Source organism: Gemmatimonadaceae bacterium, from assembly GCA_020851035.1.
In the GTDB taxonomy this organism is placed as follows: domain Bacteria; phylum Gemmatimonadota; class Gemmatimonadetes; order Gemmatimonadales; family Gemmatimonadaceae; genus JACMLX01.
This window is the reverse complement of sequence record JADZDM010000010.1, coordinates 70,471-86,954: the sequence shown is the minus strand read 5'-3', so window position 1 is coordinate 86,954 and position 16,484 is coordinate 70,471. Positions and strand designations below refer to the sequence as shown.

The following is a 16,484-nucleotide window of genomic DNA, read 5'->3' as shown; positions in this document are numbered from 1 at the left end:
CCGCCCGCGCCGGGGCGGGGACCACGACAGGCCACCCACATGCCCGATCCAATCCAGACCCTCTTCGATCGCCAGCTCGCCGACGCACTCATCGCGCGCACGGAGCGGCTGCGCGCCAATCCGCCCGCACTCTGGGGCCGGATGACGGCGGCGCAGGCCGCTGCGCACTGTGCCGATGCCATCGAGGTGGCGTGTGGCGACCGCAGGCAGCCGCGCATGATGGTCGGCCGCTTGCTGGGCTGGCTGATCAAGCCGCTCGCGCTTGGCGACGCGAAGCCGTTGCGGCGCAACGCGCCGACGACGCCGGACCTCGTCATCCAGGATGACCGGGACATCGAGACGGAACGCGCGCGGCTCTGTGCGCAGATCGACCGTTTCGTGACGGCCGGCCCCGCCGGCTGCACGACACACCCGCATCCGTTCTTCGGGCCACTCACACCGCATGAATGGGCGGTGCTGCACTACAAGCACGTGGATCACCACCTGAGGCAGTTCGGCGCCTGACCTCGTCGCTCGTCGCCGGCCGGCGGCGAGCGACGGGCCCGTACCACGGCCAGACCGGCGCTACGGCTGCACCCGGGCGTCGAGCTCCCGGATGGTGCGCACCGACGCCGGCCGCTCGCGCTGCAGGCGCTTCGCGGCGACTTCCGCCTGCGTCAGCGCGCGCAGCACGTTCTCGCCCGCCAGCTTGCGCAGGTCGGCGTCGCTCCAGCCGCGGCGGATGAGCTCCGCGAACAGCATCGGGTAGGTGGACTGGTCTTCCAGCCCGACCGGGAGGTCGTCGTCCACGCCATCGAAGTCGGAGCCGATGCCGACGTGATCCGCGCCCGCCACCCGGCGCACGTACTCGATCTGCGTCGCGACGTCCTCCAGCGTGGCCTTCGGGGCCGGATGCGCGGTGTCCCACGAGCGGATCGTGCTGGCCGCACCGGCCGTGTCGGCGCCGTTCGCGGCGCGGATGGCCGTCACGGCGCGCTCGCGCTCGAGATTGTGCGCGCGCACGGCAGGCGAAACGAAGCTCGTCACGAAGGGCACCATCACCACCCCGCCGTTCCGCGGCAGCCGGCGCAGGATCGAGTCGGGGACGTTTCGGGGATGGTCGACCAGCCCGCGGGCGGCCGAGTGCGAGAAGATCACCGGGGCCTGCGCCACGTCGAGTGCGTTGCTCATCACGCCGGGCGAGACGTGTGAGAGGTCCACCAGCATCCCCAGCCGGTTCATCTCGCGGACGACCTCGCGGCCGAATGGCGTGAGCCCGCCATGGCGCGCGCTGTCGAGCGCCGCGTCGGCCCAGTCGAGCGTGACGTTGTGCGTGAGCGTCATGTAGCGGACGCCGAGGTCGTAGTACTGGCGGAGCGCGCCGAGCGAGTTCTCGATGGCGTGCCCGCCCTCCATGCCCAGCATCGAGCCCACCTTGCCCCGCCGGAAGGCGCGTCGCACGTCGGCCGCAGTGCCGGCCGGCTCGAGCGCCTCGGGATAGCGTGCGATCACGCGGCGCGCGATGTCGATCTGCTCCAGCTGCACGCGGGCATAGCCGCTGTCGCGGATGTCGCCCGGGATGTAGACCGACCAGAACTGCCCGCCCAGCTTCCCCGCCTTCATCCGAGCGAGGTCGGTCTGGTGCGGCGTGCGCCGGCGGAGGTCGTAGGCCTCGACGTCGGACGGGGCCGTCCGCGACTCACGGATCGCCCACGGCAGGTCGTTGTGGCCATCGATGAGGGGGGTGGTGGCCAGCAGCGCCTTGGCGTGCGCGAGCGGGTCGGCCACGGCGCGCTGCTGCGCGGCCAGCGTCGGTGCGGCCGACACCGTGAGCAGCACGGCGCGGCAGAGGCCGGACATCTGGAAACGGCGTGCGCGTCGGGAGGGCATGGGGCTCCACTGGGAACGGTGCAGGGTCGGCGGGCCCCGGTCGTCGGGATGCCGCCCTCAAGGATACATGCGCGGCGGCCGGCCGCGGGAGCGAGCTGCCGCGCCACGGCTTCCCCCGGAGCCGAATCCCGCGAAGTTTGCGGATACCATGCGAACCCATCCCGCCCGCGGCGGACGGCGCGCGACGGCTGTGCACCGCGCCTCACTGGTCATGCTGCTGGCCACACTCTGCGGCGCCTGCTTCCCGGTGTACAAGACCCGTCGCCCGGAGGCCATCCTGGCGGTGCGCGACACGGCGTCGCGCCCGCTGGCCGGTGCGCGCGTCATCCTGGTCACGAGCCGCTACCCGTACGGGCGTGAGTTCGCACGTGACACGCTGCTGAGCGACAGCGCCGGCGTCGTCCGCTTCGCGCGCCGGCGTGCATGGGAAATGGAGACGCTGATGATCCACGGCGCGTGGGTCTATGCCTGGCACTGGTGCGTGGAAGCCCCGGGGCACGACGCGTTCGACTCGCGCCGGGCCAGCGGGCGCTTCCAGCCGAGGACCGAACTCCGGCTCGGTGCGGGGACCGCGGAGCGCTGCACCGCCCGCTGACGTCCGTGCGCGGCGATTGCGGAAGCGGTGCGCGGGCACGAGATATCCCCCTCGTTCCCGGTGCCCCAGTCTCCTGCCGAGGTGTTCGTCCCATTCGTTCCTCCATCGCCCGCCGCGTCCTGGCCGTGATGCTGTCCGCCGGCTCGCTCGCCGCCCAGCGTCCGGCGACCGCCACGATCCCGCTCCCCGAGCATCCCCGTCCCGACTTCGAGCGCGCCGAGTGGGCGAACCTCAATGGCCAGTGGCAGTTCGCCTTCGATCCGCAGGATCGCGGCGAGTCTGCCGGCTGGACGCGCGACACCCTCCCGGGGCCGCGCACCATCACGGTGCCGTTCTCGTGGGGCTCGGCGCTGTCGGGGGTGCCGGACAGTGCGAGCATCGGCTGGTACTCGCGCGACGTCACGATCCCCGAGTCGTGGAACGGCAAGCGGGTGTTCGTGGTCTTCGGCGCGTCGGACTGGACGACGACCGCGTGGGTGGATGATGTGCGGCTCGGCGAGCATCGGGGCGGATACACGCCGTTCTCCTTCGAGCTCACCGGCGCCGCGCGGACGGCCGGTGTGAAGCGGATCACCGTGCGCGTGGACGACTCGCCACACCCGTTCAAGCTGGAAGGGAAGCAGGGGTACGGCCAGGCGCGCGGGATGTGGCAGACCGTGTATCTCGAGGCGCGGGGCGCCGATCCGGTGGAGGCGGTGCACTACACGCCGCGGTCCGACCTGGCCGGCGTCGGTGTGAACGTGCGCCTGCGCGAGCCCGCGCCGCGCGACCTGCAGCTCACGCTCGCGTTCACCAATCGCGCCGGCCAGGCACCGGTGGTGCAGCGGGTGAAGAAGGGCGCAACGCAGGCGCACGTCGACGTGCCGATGGCCAATGCGCGGCGCTGGTCTCTGGACGACCCTTTCCTGCACACCGTGACGGTGTCGGTGACGGGGGAGGGGATGGTCGAGGACAAGGTGCAGACGTATTTCGGCATGCGGATCGTGTCGGTGGTGAACCTGCCGGGCACCGAGCATCCGTACGTGGCACTGAATGGCGTGCCGGTCTACCTGCAGATCGCGCTCGACCAGGCGTACCATCCCGACGGGTTCTACACCTTCCCGACCGACAGCGTGCTGCGCAACGAGATCCTGCTGGCGCGGCAGATCGGGCTCAACGCGCTGCGCGAGCACATCAAGATCGAGGCGCCGCGCAAGCTCTACTGGGCCGACCGGCTCGGCGTGCTGATCATGGCCGACGTGCCGAACTGGTGGGGCCAGCCCGACTCGGCCGCGTTCGGCGAGCACGAGGTCGCGATGCGCGGGATGATGGACCGCGACTACAACCACCCGAGCGTGTTCTCGTACGTGCTGTTCAACGAGACCTGGGGGCTGCGCACGAAGGCGGGCACCGAGGAACGCTACCTTCCCGCAACGCAGCGCAAGGTCGCCGCCGTCTATCGGCTGGCGAAGGGGCTGGATCCGACGCGCCTGATCGAGGACAACTCCATCTGCTGCGGCGCCGGCCACACCGAGACCGACCTCAACACCTGGCATGAATACCTGCCGGGCTGGCGCTGGGCGGCGTTCGACAAGGTGATCAGTGACAGCACCTATCCCGGCTCGCCGCACCATTTCGAGACCGGGTGGGTGCAGGGCCGGCAGCCGATGCTCAACTCCGAGTTCGGCAATGTGTGGGGCTACACCGGCAGCACCGGCGACGTGGACTGGAGCTGGGACTACAAGCGCGCGGTGGATGCCTTCCGCCGTCACCCGAAGATCGCGGGCTGGCTCTACACCGAGCACCACGACGTGATCAACGAGTGGAACGGCTACTGGCGCTTCGACCGCACGTGGAAGGAGACCGGCTTCGGTGACCTGGTGCCGGGGATGACGCTGCGCGACCTGCACGCGCCGCTCTACATCGCGGTGGGTGACTCGTTGCTGGCGCGTGAGGTGACGGCCGGTGCGAGCGTCGAGGTGCCGCTGTACGCGTCGTTCCTGACGCCGGCGACCACGTTCGGCGATTCGCTGACCGTGCGCGGGGAGCTGCGTGGCTGGAGCACCTTCGGTGAGCAGCGCACCTACGGCAGCCATGTCATGCGGATCGCGTATCGCCCGTGGATGTCCGGTGCGTTGCCGCCGATGCGGGTGACGATGCCGGGTGAGCCGGGCGTGTTCGTGCTGGCGGTGCGGCTCGAGGACGCGGCCGGGACCGTGTTGCACCGCAACTTCACGACGTATGTGGTGGGTGGTGCGGCGCCGACGAGTGGCGTGCTGGCGGATGGGTCACGCGTGCGCGCGGCGCGCACCGCCGCGACCGCGCCGGCGTCGTCGCAGTGGTCGCAGAAGACATGGGCGGTGCTCGGCGCGAAGCAGAACGGGGCGGGGAGCGGCCATGTCGAGTACCGGATCGCGTGGCCGGCGGGCCTCAGCGTCGGCGAGGTGGCCAGCGCCACCTTCCTCGTCGAGGCGTCAGCCAAGCGGATGAACGGCAAGGATCGCGACGCCACTGCGCAAGGCGACGGCGACTACATGCGCGGAGGCGGGCTGCAGGATCGCAGCCTCAACCGCAACAGCTATCCGCAGACCAGCGCGCACAAGCACCCGAGCGCGGTGACGGTGCGCGTGAACGGCACCGTCGCGGGACAGCGCGAGCTGTCGGACGATCCCGCCGATTCGCGCGGCATCCTGAGCTGGCATGCGCAGCCGTTCGACCGCACGCTGAGCGAGGCGGGCTCGTACGGGGAGTTGCTGCGGATGCCGCTGAGCGCCGCACAGCTCGCGGATGCGGCGGCGACCGGCGCGTTCACGATCCGGATGGACGTCAGCGACGCACTCCCCGGTGGGCTGGCGATCTACGGCGCGAAGTTCGGACGCTATCCGATCGACCCCACAATTCTGTTCGTACTGCGGCGGTAGATGGGCGTCAGAGGGGGGCCGGCGCGTTCGCGGAAGCGGGCACGCCGGCCCCCTTGCGTGCGGCGGCTCCTGGCCGTACACTGAACCATATGGTTCAGTTTAAGCACGGCACCTTCGACGCATCGTTCGGCGCCCTCTCGGACCCCACCCGGCGCGGTGTCCTCGAGGCGCTCGGCCGCGCGGACGCCTCGATCACGGCGCTCGCCCTGCGATTCGACATGACCCTCACCGGCATGAAGAAGCACATCGACGTGCTGGAGCAGGCGGGGCTCGTCGCGACGGAAAAGGTCGGTCGTGTGCGCACCTGCCGGCTCGGCCCGCGCGGATTGCAGCAGGAAGCGGCGTGGATCGAGCGGTACCGCCAGCTCTGGAGCGAACGCTTCGACGCGTTGGACGACGTCGTCGAGACCCTGAAACAGGAGGAGAGGACCCATGGACGAACGCACCGGAAGTGACGCCGCCCCGACCGGAAGCCCCACGACCGTGGAGCGCACGTCGGATCGCGAGATGGTCGTCACGCGCACCGTGAACGGACCGGCACGACTCGTGTTCGAGGCGTGGACGAAGGCAGAGCTGTTCCGGCAGTGGTGGGTGCCACGATCGTACGGGCTCAACCTGGTGTCGTGCGTGATGGATGTGCGCGTGGGCGGCGAGTACCGCCTGGCCTTCCTGCACGAGGGGGCGACGATGGAGTTCTTCGGCACCTACCTGGAGGTGACACCGCCGTCACGGCTGGTGTGGACGAACGAGGAGGGTGAGGGGGTGACCGTGACCACGGTGACCTTCGAGGAGATCGCTGGCCGGACGCTGGTCACGGTGCACGATCTCTATCCCTCGAAGGAATCGCTCGATGCCAACACCGGGTCGACGGGTGCGATGCCCGAGTCGCTGGACCAGCTCGACGAACTGCTCGCCAGCCTGGGGTCGGCGCCGACCGGGTGAGTCGATCCGGTCGGGGACGAGCCGTTCAGATCCGCGTCTCCGCCGTCCGCGGATACTGGATCCCGATCCCCTCGCCCATCCGCACCGTCAGCCCCGCCTCCCACTTGGGCGTGAACAGCACGTACTGGTCGGGGAAGAGCATCACCACGGTGGAGCCGAGCAGGAAGCGGCCCATCTCGTCGCCCTGCTCGAGCGTGACCTGCTGGTCGCTGTAGTCCCACTCGCGCACGGCACCGGTGCGCGGCGGGTTCACCACGCCGTGCCACACGGTGGCCATGCTGCCGACGATGGTGGCGCCGACGAGCACCATCACGAACGGGCCGCGGTCGTTCTCGAACACGCACACCACGCGCTCGTTCCGCGCGAAGAGGCCAGGCACGGTGCGCGCGGTGTCGGGGTTCACGCTGAACAGGTCACCCGGCACGTGGATCATCCGCAGCAGTCGCCCCGCGATGGGCATGTGGATGCGATGATAGTCCTTCGGGCTGAGGTAGATGGTGGCGAAGGTGCCGTCAGTGAAGTGCGCGGCGAGCGACTCGTCGCCACCCACCAGGGCGGTGGTGGTGTAGAAGTGCCCCTTGGCCTGGAGCAGCTGGTCGCCGTTGATCGCGCCGACCTGGCTGACGGCGCCATCCACCGGGCAGGTGAAGTCGGCGGCTGCGATGGGGCGCGCGCCGGGCTTGAGGGCGCGGGTGAAGAAGTCGTTGAACGTCGCGTAATGCGACGGGTCGGGGTCGGCGGCCTCGGTCATCCGCACGTTGTAGCGGCCGATGAACCAGCGGATGAGCGCCGTCGTCACCGCACCGCCGCGCGCGGCGGCCACGCGGCCGGCGAGCGTGGTCAGCGTCCGTTTCGGAAGGAGATACTGCAGGAGGACCGAGGCGGGGCGGGACATGGGGGCAGGATAGTCACCGCGCGCACCCCGGGCGACCGGCCGGCGGCCCGTCGGGTCGATAACTTCCGGGTCGCGCCACCACGACTCACCCTGCCGATGTACACCACCTGCCTGCACTGCCAGAAGTCGCTGGGATCGAACGAGGCGATCGAGGCGCTGCCGATCGGGCGCCGCCTGGCGTTCGACGGCGAGAAGGGACGGCTCTGGGTGGTGTGCATGCTCTGCCAGCGCTGGAACCTGACGCCGTTCGACGCACGCTGGGAGGCGCTGGAGCAGTGCGAGCGCGCCTATCGCGACACCCGCGTGCGCCTGAGCACCGACAACATCGGGCTGGCACGGCTGCGCGACGGCACCGACCTGGTGCGCGTGGGCCGGCCACTCCGGCCGGAGTTCGCGGCCTGGCGCTACGGCGACCAGTTCGGGCGGCGGCGAAGGCGCAACGCACTGCTGCTGGCCGGCGGGGTGGCCGGTGCCGGTCTCGCGGTGGCAGGACTGTCGGCGGCGGGCGTCGCGCTGGGCACGGCCATGCCGCTGCTCCAGCTCGCCGCGATGAAGGCCTGGCGGCAGCAGCTGCTCGCCAACCGGGTGCACCTCGATGACGGGCGCCGGATCGCCCCCACCGGCAGGCTGCGCCTGCTGCAGCTGCCGGTGGAGGAAGGGTGGGGCGTCGAGGCCGGCGTGATGATCCCGATCGACAGCACGAAGAGCCTCGCGCGGAAGTGGGACGGCTTCTCGCAGCAGTACGAGGTGGGAGTGACGACGGTGCGCGGCACCCATGCCATGCCGCTCCTCCGTCGCTTCATGCCGCGCGTCAACGGCGGCGGTGCGAGTGCGGCGCAGGTGCGCAGCGGCGTGCAGCTCATCGAGGAGGCGGGCGGGCCCGAACGCTTCGCGCCGTGGGCGGCGTCGCAGCGGGGCATCTGGGCCGCGAAGTCGCAGTTCGGTGACACCGGCGACGTGCAGTTCATCCCGGTGGCGGCGCGCCTCGCCCTCGAGATGTCGATCAACGAGGAGGCCGAGCGCCGCGCGCTGGAGGGTGAGCTCGCGCAGCTCGAGTCGGCGTGGCGGGAGGCGGAGGAGCTGGCGGGCATCGCCGACCACCTCGTGATGCCGGCCGTGATCGAACGCCAGCTCGATGCGATCCGCCGGCGTCTGGGTTAGCGGCGATCCGCAGGGTGACGCAGGCGCGCCCCGCCGCCACGACCGTGGCAGCGGGGCGCGCCAACACCGCGAGCGGCGGGCCGGCGGCTCAGAGCCGCCCACGCAGCATGCCGTGCCAGTACAGCTGCGGCAGGGCATACGTCTTCAGCGCGTACATCGAGTAGCGCTCGCGGTTCTGGTCGAACGGCATCGACTCCGCCGGTTGCTTGGTGTAGTCGAACTCCGCCATCACGAGAGTGCCGTAGCCCGTGACCACCGGGCAGGCGGTGTAGCCGTCGTAGCGGTTCGGGAGCGGCTCACCGCGGCGGAAGGCCATGAGGTTCGCCACCAGCGCCGGTGCCTGGCTCCGGATCGCGGCGCCGGTCTTGGAGGTCGGCAGGTTGGTGCAGTCGCCGATGCCGAACACGTCGTTGTAGCGCGCGTGCTGCAGCGTCTCCTTGTCCACGTCCACCCATCCCGCCGCGTCGCCGAGCGGACTGGCCTTCAGGTGTCAGCGGCCATGCCGATCATGTCGGGGGCCCGCTGCACGAGCGGCACCACCGGTTCGAGTGCGTCCAGCGTGCGTTCCAGTCGGCGCAGCAGCGCATCGAGCCGGGCATCGGGGCCCGGGGCCATCGTGATGGGGGCAGCCATGGTCGGGGAGCAAGGAGTGGGGAGAATGCCCCGCGCCGCGGCATCGACCGGCGCGGGGCAGGGTCCTGCCCGGCGCCGGTCAGGTGCGCGCCGGCACCGCCTCATGCCAGTTGGCGAACATGTCCGCCACGTTCGTCACCTGGTACCCTTCACGCTCGAGCAACGCCACCGCATGGGCGGACCGCGCACCACTGTTGCAATGCACCAGCAGCGGCAGGTCGCGCGGGATCTCCTGCAGGCGCGCCGGCAGGCGCGTGTGTGCCACGTTGATCGCGACGGGAATGTGCCGCTCGACGAAGTCGACCTTGCCGCGCACGTCGAGGATCGTCACGCCGCCATCGTGGCGCCGCGCCTCCAGCTCGGCCATCGTGATGCTCGCGATCGTCGCGACGCCCGGGGCAGTGGCCAGCCACGCCTCGTACTCCGCCGTGCCGACCCAGCCGCGCACGTCGTCGAGGCCGATGCGCAGGAGGTCACGCACCGAGGCATCGAGCTCACCCTCGTCGACCACGAGGTACATCGGCGCGTCCTCGGCGATGTACGAGCCCGTGATGTTCACGAACTGGTCGGCCCGTTCGGCCAGCAGCGAGCCGCGCACGTGGCGCGCCAGGAAGGCCTTCCGCCCGCGGGTGTCCACGATCACCGCAGCGCCGGTGGTGCCGGCCGCGGCGAGGGTATCCGCGGCCATGCGCGGTGGCATCGTGACGGCGCCGATGACCCGCGGTCCGCGCCGGTTGTCCCGCTTCATGCGCGCGAAGTACATCGGCGGCTCCGGCTGGCCGGAGAGGATGTAGTCGACGAAGTGTTGCTCCGAGGTCGCCGCGAGCACCGCCGGGTTGTAGCGGAGTTCGTAGCCGACCGTGGACGACGGGATGTCGCCAAGCGACTTGCCGCAGGCGCTGCCCGCGCCGTGTGCCGGCCACACCTGCACGTGTTCCGGCAGTGCACGGAAGTGCGCGAGCGAGGCGTAGAGCTGCCGGGCACCCGGGTCCATGGTGCCAACCACGCCGGCCGCCTCCTCCAGCAGGTCCGGACGCCCCAGGTCACCGACGAACACGAAGTCCCCGCTGATCACGCCGATCGGCTCGGTGGCGCCGCTGCCCGTGTCCACGACCGTGTACGCGACATGCTCCGGCGTGTGGCCGGGCGTGTGCAGGACCGCGAACTCGATGTTGCCGACCTTGAAGTGGTCACCGTGGTGCACCAGGCGATGCGGATACGCGCTGCCGAGGAGCCACTCGTAGCGCCAGTCCGCGCCGCCCTCATCGCTGGCATACACCATCACGCCGCGCTCCGCGAACTCGCGCAGGCCGCTCAGGTAGTCGGCGTGGATGTGCGTGTCGGCGGCGGCCACGATGCGCAGCTTGTGCGCAGCGGCCAGCTCGAAGTACCGGTCGATGTCGCGCTCGGGATCGAAGATGATCGCTTCGCCCGTGCGCGGGCAGCCAACCAGGTAGGCGTATTGGGCGAGGCCGGTGTCGTGAATCTGGCGGACGAGCATGGCGGGTTCCTCAGGGGTGAATCGGGAATCGTGCGTCGGACTGCGCGAAGGGCCCGGTCACGGCGCGCGCGCGGCGGGGACCGGGGACGACGGTGCAGGCGACGACAGCGTCGCCACGTGAGGCCAGAGCTGGACGGCACCGACGACGACCAGCAGCACGGCAAACGCACGCCGGAGGCGCGCGGCAGGGATGTGAGGGGCGAGTCGCAGGCCGGCGAGGATGCCCAGCGCGGCGAGCGCCGAGAACCAGGCGACGGTCCGCCACTGGATGGGGACGTGGCCGGCGTAGCCGGCCAGGCCCGCCGCCGCATTCATGGCGATCACCACCAGTGAGGTACCGATGGCGTCGGCCATCGAGAGGCCGACGAACAGGACCAGCGCCGGAACCACCAGGAATCCGCCGCCGATGCCGACGGTGCCGGTGAGCAGTCCCACAGCGAAGGCCACGACGGCGGCGATCCCCATGCGCGGGCGCGCGCTCGCCGCCGCCGCCGTCTCCGGCGGTCGCGCGGCGGGCTTCCGCCACATGGCAATCGCCGTGATGGTCATGAGCAGCGCCAGCAGCGTGAGCTGCGCCTCGCCGCCGATCGCGCGCCCGATCGAGCTGCCCAGGTAGGCGCCGACCATCGCCATGCCGCCGAAGGCGAGCGCGCTCTGGATCCGGACATGCCCCGCCCGCCAATGGCCCACTGCGCCGACCAGGCTGGTGAGGCCGACGACCGGCATGCTCATCGCCACCGCCGAGGGGGCCGCGATCCCGAGGGCATGGACCAGCACCGGGACGGTCAGGATCGACCCACCGCCGCCCAGCAGCCCCAGTGACGCACCGATGCCGACGGCGGAAGCCGCCGCGGTGGCGAGGGTGACGGCATGGGGCAGCACGACGGCGGAACTCCGGGAACAAGTACGTTCCGCTGAAGAGCCGGGTTCGCGCTCGAAGGATTCAGCGAGCTGGACCTTATGGTGGAACGGGGGCGCGGTCGACCGGCGCCGGCCCCCCGATCCGGCTACCGCACCCGCGCGAACCGCACGTTGCGCGTACGACCGTTGCCGGCGTAGAACGCGACCACGATGCCGTTCCGGTCGCGCTCGAACGCGAGGGTGGTCTCACCGCTGCTGAACGTGTCGGGTGCGCCGACCGTGAGCGGCAGCGGTTCCATGCGACGGTTGGTGACGGTGAGCTTCCCGGCGGTGACGGCCACCTCGTAGAACGTCTCGAGCTCCTCGCTGAAGTAGCGCCCTGCATACGACGCCAGCTGGGCCGGCGTCGGCACCCACGGCGTCGCGGCATCGGGCGCCGGCCCCTCGAGGCGCGTGGCGTGATTGTCGCCGTTCTGGTGCAGCATCAGCCCCGTGACCTTGCCCTGCGCATCGCGCTGGAAGGTGACCGAGGCCGGCACCACCCGCAGCACGAACGACGTGTCCGACGTCGGGTAGATCGGGAACTTCGGCTGCCCGGTGAGCTGGATCGCGAGCGAGTCGCCGGTGCGGGTGAAGGTCATGATTCGTGCCGGCGCGAGGTCGAGCGCGTAGCGCCCCACGAACCGGTCGAACGTCTTTGGGTCATACGCGGCAGCATCGAAGGCGGCGCCGGTCGTGGCGCGGGCTGAGAGCTCGGGGAAGAAGGCCGTCGCGATCCGGAAGGCGATCGACGAGTCGAAGCTCCCGTCGTTGCTCTGCACCGTCACGCCGGCGTCGATGTCCGGGTACAGCGCGAGCATCGAGCGGTGTGAGATGTCGGCACCGCCGTGGTGCACCCGCTGCTGCGGCCCCTGCCGGTCGATGAACAGGCCGAACCCGTAGCCGGTGGACTTGCCGGTGCTGAGCGTGAAGGGCGTCATCATCTGCGCAATGCCCTTCGCCGTGCCGACGCGCGGACTGGCGTAGTTCTCCGCCCACTTCTGCAGGTCGCCGAGCGTGGTGTAGATGCCACCGGCGCCCATCGACCCGCCCAGGTCGCCGAGGTCGCGCCAGTCACCCTGCGGCCCGCGTGAGTAGCCGGTGGTGGCGCCGCGCACCGTGCCGTGGCGGTCGGCACGCACCACGGTGTGGGTCATGCCAATCGGCGCAAAGACGCGGCGCGCCATGAACTCGGGGAACGGCACCTTCGCCACCCGCTCCACCAGCATCGCGAGCAGTGCGAACGCGGTGTTGTTGTAGTTGAACTCGGCCCCGGGGGCATTCTGCAGCGTGGGCTGGCGCTGGAGCAGGCCGATCATCTCCTCGCGGCCCACGTAGTCTCCCTCGTCGATGCGGCGCGCCGCGATGACGAGGGCGTTGTAGACCTCGCGGTAGCCGCTGGTGTGCGTGAGCAGGTGGCGCACGGTGACGACCTTGCCCAGGTCCGGCAGTTCTGGGAAGTGCGTGCGCACGTCGTCATCGAGGGAGAGCCGGCCCTCGTCCACCAGCAGCATGACGGCGAAGGCCGTGAACTGCTTCGAGGTGCTGCCGATGTTGGTGGGCGTGGTGGGCGTGAAGGGGACGTCGTACGCGAGGTTCGCCATGCCGTACCCGCGCGCGAGCAGCGTCCGGCCGCCGCGCCACACGGCCACCGCGGCGCCGGGTCCGTCGCGGCGATCCCAGGGCGCGAGCAGCTGGTCCACGAGGGTGGCCGGGTTGGACGAGAGCGGCTCGCGGGCGACGAGCGTCAGCGTGAACGCGCCGCTGGCCGAGTCCACGGGGACGACCTGCACCTGGTGCACGCCCTTGGTCACGGTCTCGAGCTGCAGCCGTTCGGTGCCGCGGGGCGCGGCGTTCACGGAGCGCAGCGTGTTGCCGCGCGGGCCGAGCACGCGCAGGGTGGCGTTCACGGAGCGCTGGTCGAGCGTGAGGCGGATGAGCGTGGCCGAGTCGGCGTCGAGGCGGAAGCGGGCGGTGTCGCCGCGGGCGAGGGTGCCCTGGACGGGCTGGCCGGCGGTGAGGGTGACCTGCGCGGCGAGCGGGGCGCTCACGGCGAGGAGGGCCAGCGTGAGTGCGAGGCGCGTCATGGACCGTTTCAAGGGGACGGGGATCTTGAACGGTTCAAGGGGACGGGGATCTTGAACCGCACTCAGTTGCAGGACAGCGCGATCACGCGTGCCGCCAGATTGATGCTGCAGTGTCGCGTCCCGGCCGGCGACTCGACGAGGCTGCGGATCACGGTGCTGCTGTCGTAGGTCGTCGTCTCGCGCCAGTAGCTCGGCGCGCTCCCGTCGCGACTCGTCCAGATCACGCGCCGGCTGGTGCCGACGAGGCGCGGGAGCGGCACGGCACCGCTGGCGTCGTTCGTGAAGTACATGCGGACGTCGGTGCTGGCCGTGTCGGTCATCAGCTGACGCGGTGCACCGAGCTGCTCGGTGGTGCCGGTCTCGGCGCTGCGATGGCGCGTGCCCACCAGGCTCGTGCCGCCGCCGGCGAGGGGCTCCATCCAGTTCGTCGCGGTGCGCTGGATCCTGAGCGAGGGGCGGCCGTTCGCCGCCGGCAGCGTGCCGCTCATCGTCATGTCCATCCGCGTCCCGAGTGAATCCGGACGGCCGGTGACGTAGTCGATGGTGAGGCCGCTGAACGTCGTCGAGCAGCGGAGCAGCCCTTCCGCCGTGCGCGTGCACGACGGCGCCGGTGGCATGCTGCCGGTGCCAGCGGCGGCGATCGCGAACGGACTGCCCGTGAGCGACCCGCCCAGGCCGCTCACGCCGGCGGCACCAAGGGCGCTGACGCCGGCGATGGTCAGCGTGGCCCCCAGTTGCGGGGCGTCGGACGCGAGCGGGTCCGGCGTTGGCGCCGTGCTGTCGCTGCAGGCGGCGAGGGCCGCGGCGGAGGCCAGGAGGGCGGTACGGCGCAGCGACACAGGAGTCTCCGTGTTGGGGCAGGGCAGTCGCGGATCCGGCGGAGCCCGGGGGCGGATTGCCTGGGGCTGCGGCGGATCAAGTCACTTCACGACCACATTTACATTAGCGCCGCCGTCGCGCGAGCGGCAACGCCAGCGACCGCTATGGCACGACGACCGTCGTGTCGAGCACCGTCGCGACGGGCCAGTTCGCGTCCTCGATCCGGTGACGCACGATGACCTGGGTCGAGCCGGATGGCAGGCTGGGGACGGTCGCGGTGTAGGTGTAGTAGCCGATGGCCAAGGCGCAGAGCTCACCGTTCCGACGTCCGCTGAGCGTGATCTCGAGCCGCTGGCCGGTCTGGCGTGCGCCCGCCGTCACGCCGTAGCTCACGCAGGGCGTGGAGAAGGTGCCGCGCACCGCGACCTGCTGGGTCGTCACGGTGATGCCGGCCGGGACGGAATCGGCCGAGTTCATCGACGCGACGATCTCGAGTGCGACGCCGGGTGTGTCGGAGCTGTCGGTGACGATCGCGCAGCCGGCGAGCGAGAGCGTGCCGAGGAGGCGCGCGAAGCGGTGCAGGGGCGGGGGGGAGGTCACGGGCGGCGGGGTGAGGGTCGGCGACAGTGCGCATACTTCGCCGGGACAGTTCTCGTCACGCACACGATGTGGCGAGTCGCGGCCACGGCGGTGTGGAACGGTCACCGTCGCGTGGTGACCGGCACGAGGGGACGGTGCGCTTGTACCACCCACGCGACGGCTTCGCGATCCGGGCATACCTTCAGGCGAGCCAGCTCCCCCTCGCCCCATGCCACGGCCGGTACCGGCCTTCCGTCGCCGCCTTCCCCCGTGAGTGACCCTGCATGAGCCTCGATCGGCGCCTCTTCCTCCAGCAGACGCTCGCCGGCGCCGTCGCCGGTGCCCTCCTGCCCGATGTCGGAGCTGCGGCCACCCTGCCACCCGCCGCGGGGGCCCCCGGTCCGGGTGACGCCGAGGAGCTCGCGGCGCAGTGGGACATCGACCGGAGCGTCACCAACCTCGAGAACGCCTACTGGGGCGTGATGCTGCGGGCCGTGGAGCAGGCCTTCCTCGACGAGACGCGGCTCCTCAACCGGCGCAATGTCCTCTTCGTCCGCAACGGCATCCCGGGGCGCGAGTACGATGCCGCGCTGGAGCGGGTGCGCACGGATCTCGCGCAGCTCATGCAGGCGCCCGCGTCGGAGTTCGCGTTCGCCCGCAACGGCACCGAGGCGCTGCAGTGCCTGATCACGCAGTATGCGCGCCTGCGTCCTGGTGACGCGGTCCTGTATGCGGACCTGGACTACGACGAGATGCAGCAGGCGATGGAGTCGCTGCGTGATCGCCGGAGTGTCACCGTGCGGAAGTTCGCGATCCCCGAACCTGCCACCACGGCCAACATCCTCGCCGCGTACGAGCGCGAGCTGCGCGAGGCCCCCGCGTCGCTGAAGCTCCTGCTGGTGACCCACCTCTCGAACCGGACCGGCGTCGTCATGCCGGTGCGCGAGATCGTGGCAATGGCGCGGGCGCGGGGCGTGGACACGATCGTCGATGCTGCGCAGACGATCGGCCACGTCGACTTCACGCTCGCCGACCTCGACGCCGACTTCGTCGGCTTCTCGCTGCACAAGTGGCTGGCGGCGCCCATCGGCACCGGCGCCATCTGGATCCGCGCCGCGCGCTTGGCCGACATCGAGCCCTGCATGGGCAGCACCATGTACGCGGCCGACGACACCCGCAGCCGCACCAGCATCGGCACGGTGAACCCGGCCGCGACACTCACCGTCCCGGCCGCGCTGGCGTTCCATCGCGCCATCGGCGGACGCCGCAAGCAGGCGCACCTGCAGTCGTTGCGCGAGCAGTGGGTGCACGGGGTCCGGGACCTGCCCGGCATGCAGATCCTCACACCCGAGGAGCCGGCGCGGTACGGCGCCGTGACGAGCTTTCGCCTGCCGGCCATGCGGGACCACCGCGAGGCGCAGCGCATGGCGGCACTGCTGCTCGGGAAGCACCGCATCCTCACGGTGGCGCGGCGCGGCATCGCCGGTGGCAGTGCGGTGCGCGTGACACCGGCGCTCTACAACACCCGCGCCGAGGTGGACCGGCTGGTGGAGGCACTGCGAACCGAGGCGGCCGGGTTCCGCTGAGTCGCGCCGCGCGCCGC

General features: G+C 71.0%; 16 protein-coding genes. 7 read left to right on the top strand and 9 right to left on the bottom strand.

Annotated features, from left to right (window positions below):
* The first annotated feature begins 39 nt into the window (after positions 1-39).
* Positions 40-504 (top strand): DUF1569 domain-containing protein, encoded by a 465-nt coding sequence (locus tag IT355_08280; GenBank protein MCC7053254.1) that lies wholly within the window; start codon positions 40-42, stop codon positions 502-504.
* A gap of 60 nt (positions 505-564) precedes the next feature.
* On the opposite strand, the gene IT355_08275 is transcribed toward IT355_08280, so the two are convergent.
* Positions 565-1,839 carry a dipeptidase gene (locus IT355_08275; GenBank protein MCC7053253.1) on the bottom strand — a complete coding sequence of 425 codons (1,275 nt, stop codon included), beginning with the start codon at positions 1,837-1,839 and terminating at the stop codon, positions 565-567.
* Positions 1,840-2,017: 178 nt separating this feature from the next.
* Between IT355_08275 and IT355_08270 the strand changes: the two genes are divergently transcribed.
* The 4 genes from IT355_08270 (at position 2,018) to IT355_08255 (ending at position 6,306) form a co-directional block, all read left to right on the top strand.
* Positions 2,018-2,464 (top strand): hypothetical protein, encoded by a 447-nt coding sequence (locus IT355_08270; protein MCC7053252.1) that lies wholly within the window; start codon positions 2,018-2,020, stop codon positions 2,462-2,464.
* A 125-nt stretch (positions 2,465-2,589) separates the two neighbouring features.
* Positions 2,590-5,364 carry a hypothetical protein gene (locus tag IT355_08265; protein MCC7053251.1) on the top strand — a complete coding sequence of 925 codons (2,775 nt, stop codon included), beginning with the start codon at positions 2,590-2,592 and terminating at the stop codon, positions 5,362-5,364.
* 89 nt (positions 5,365-5,453) lie between these two features.
* Positions 5,454-5,819 (top strand): helix-turn-helix transcriptional regulator, encoded by a 366-nt coding sequence (locus IT355_08260; GenBank protein MCC7053250.1) that lies wholly within the window; start codon positions 5,454-5,456, stop codon positions 5,817-5,819.
* The gene (locus tag IT355_08255; GenBank protein ID MCC7053249.1) at positions 5,797-6,306 is read left to right on the top strand and encodes an SRPBCC family protein; all 510 of its coding nucleotides are present in this window, start codon (positions 5,797-5,799) and stop codon (positions 6,304-6,306) included. The genes IT355_08260 and IT355_08255 overlap by 23 nt, the downstream gene beginning before the upstream one ends.
* 25 nt (positions 6,307-6,331) lie before the next feature.
* On the opposite strand, the gene psd is transcribed toward IT355_08255, so the two are convergent.
* Positions 6,332-7,201 (bottom strand): phosphatidylserine decarboxylase, encoded by an 870-nt coding sequence (gene psd / locus IT355_08250; protein MCC7053248.1) that lies wholly within the window; start codon positions 7,199-7,201, stop codon positions 6,332-6,334.
* A 96-nt stretch (positions 7,202-7,297) separates the two neighbouring features.
* On the opposite strand from psd, the gene IT355_08245 reads away from it, so the two are divergent.
* Complete coding sequence (locus IT355_08245) at positions 7,298-8,362, top strand: hypothetical protein (protein MCC7053247.1); 1,065 nt, start codon at positions 7,298-7,300, stop codon at positions 8,360-8,362.
* A gap of 88 nt (positions 8,363-8,450) precedes the next feature.
* Here IT355_08245 and IT355_08240 read toward each other — a convergent pair whose 3' ends face one another.
* From IT355_08240 to IT355_08210, 7 genes are all read right to left on the bottom strand, one after another.
* Positions 8,451-8,807 carry a hypothetical protein gene (locus IT355_08240; GenBank protein ID MCC7053246.1) on the bottom strand — a complete coding sequence of 119 codons (357 nt, stop codon included), beginning with the start codon at positions 8,805-8,807 and terminating at the stop codon, positions 8,451-8,453.
* A 38-nt stretch (positions 8,808-8,845) separates the two neighbouring features.
* Positions 8,846-8,995 (bottom strand): hypothetical protein, encoded by a 150-nt coding sequence (locus IT355_08235; protein MCC7053245.1) that lies wholly within the window; start codon positions 8,993-8,995, stop codon positions 8,846-8,848.
* A gap of 79 nt (positions 8,996-9,074) precedes the next feature.
* A complete protein-coding gene (locus IT355_08230) occupies positions 9,075-10,496 on the bottom strand; it encodes an MBL fold metallo-hydrolase (GenBank protein ID MCC7053244.1) in 1,422 nt (473 codons plus the stop codon).
* A gap of 57 nt (positions 10,497-10,553) precedes the next feature.
* A complete protein-coding gene (locus IT355_08225) occupies positions 10,554-11,378 on the bottom strand; it encodes a sulfite exporter TauE/SafE family protein (GenBank protein ID MCC7053243.1) in 825 nt (274 codons plus the stop codon).
* Positions 11,379-11,503: 125 nt separating this feature from the next.
* A complete protein-coding gene (locus IT355_08220) occupies positions 11,504-13,483 on the bottom strand; it encodes a serine hydrolase (GenBank protein ID MCC7053242.1) in 1,980 nt (659 codons plus the stop codon).
* A gap of 62 nt (positions 13,484-13,545) precedes the next feature.
* Complete coding sequence (locus tag IT355_08215) at positions 13,546-14,322, bottom strand: hypothetical protein (GenBank protein MCC7053241.1); 777 nt, start codon at positions 14,320-14,322, stop codon at positions 13,546-13,548.
* Positions 14,323-14,464: 142 nt separating this feature from the next.
* A complete protein-coding gene (locus IT355_08210) occupies positions 14,465-14,902 on the bottom strand; it encodes a hypothetical protein (protein MCC7053240.1) in 438 nt (145 codons plus the stop codon).
* Positions 14,903-15,165: 263 nt separating this feature from the next.
* On the opposite strand from IT355_08210, the gene IT355_08205 reads away from it, so the two are divergent.
* Entirely contained in the window at positions 15,166-16,467 is a 1,302-nt protein-coding gene (locus tag IT355_08205) for an aminotransferase class V-fold PLP-dependent enzyme (protein ID MCC7053239.1), read from the top strand.
* Positions 16,468-16,484 lie beyond the last annotated feature (17 nt).

What these genes read in the sequence shown, in the direction of transcription:
- IT355_08280 (MCC7053254.1), top strand. Translation starts at nt 40, where the DNA reads ATGCCCGATCCAATCCAGACCCTCTTCGATCGCCAGCTCGCCGACGCA.
- IT355_08275 (MCC7053253.1), bottom strand. Translation starts at nt 1,839, where the DNA reads ATGTCCGGCCTCTGCCGCGCCGTGCTGCTCACGGTGTCGGCCGCACCG.
- IT355_08270 (MCC7053252.1), top strand. Translation starts at nt 2,018, where the DNA reads ATGCGAACCCATCCCGCCCGCGGCGGACGGCGCGCGACGGCTGTGCAC.
- IT355_08260 (MCC7053250.1), top strand. Translation starts at nt 5,454, where the DNA reads ATGGTTCAGTTTAAGCACGGCACCTTCGACGCATCGTTCGGCGCCCTC.
- IT355_08255 (MCC7053249.1), top strand. Translation starts at nt 5,797, where the DNA reads ATGGACGAACGCACCGGAAGTGACGCCGCCCCGACCGGAAGCCCCACG.
- psd (MCC7053248.1), bottom strand. Translation starts at nt 7,201, where the DNA reads ATGTCCCGCCCCGCCTCGGTCCTCCTGCAGTATCTCCTTCCGAAACGG.
- IT355_08245 (MCC7053247.1), top strand. Translation starts at nt 7,298, where the DNA reads ATGTACACCACCTGCCTGCACTGCCAGAAGTCGCTGGGATCGAACGAG.
- IT355_08235 (MCC7053245.1), bottom strand. Translation starts at nt 8,995, where the DNA reads ATGGCTGCCCCCATCACGATGGCCCCGGGCCCCGATGCCCGGCTCGAT.
- IT355_08230 (MCC7053244.1), bottom strand. Translation starts at nt 10,496, where the DNA reads ATGCTCGTCCGCCAGATTCACGACACCGGCCTCGCCCAATACGCCTAC.
- IT355_08220 (MCC7053242.1), bottom strand. Translation starts at nt 13,483, where the DNA reads ATGACGCGCCTCGCACTCACGCTGGCCCTCCTCGCCGTGAGCGCCCCG.
- IT355_08205 (MCC7053239.1), top strand. Translation starts at nt 15,166, where the DNA reads ATGAGCCTCGATCGGCGCCTCTTCCTCCAGCAGACGCTCGCCGGCGCC.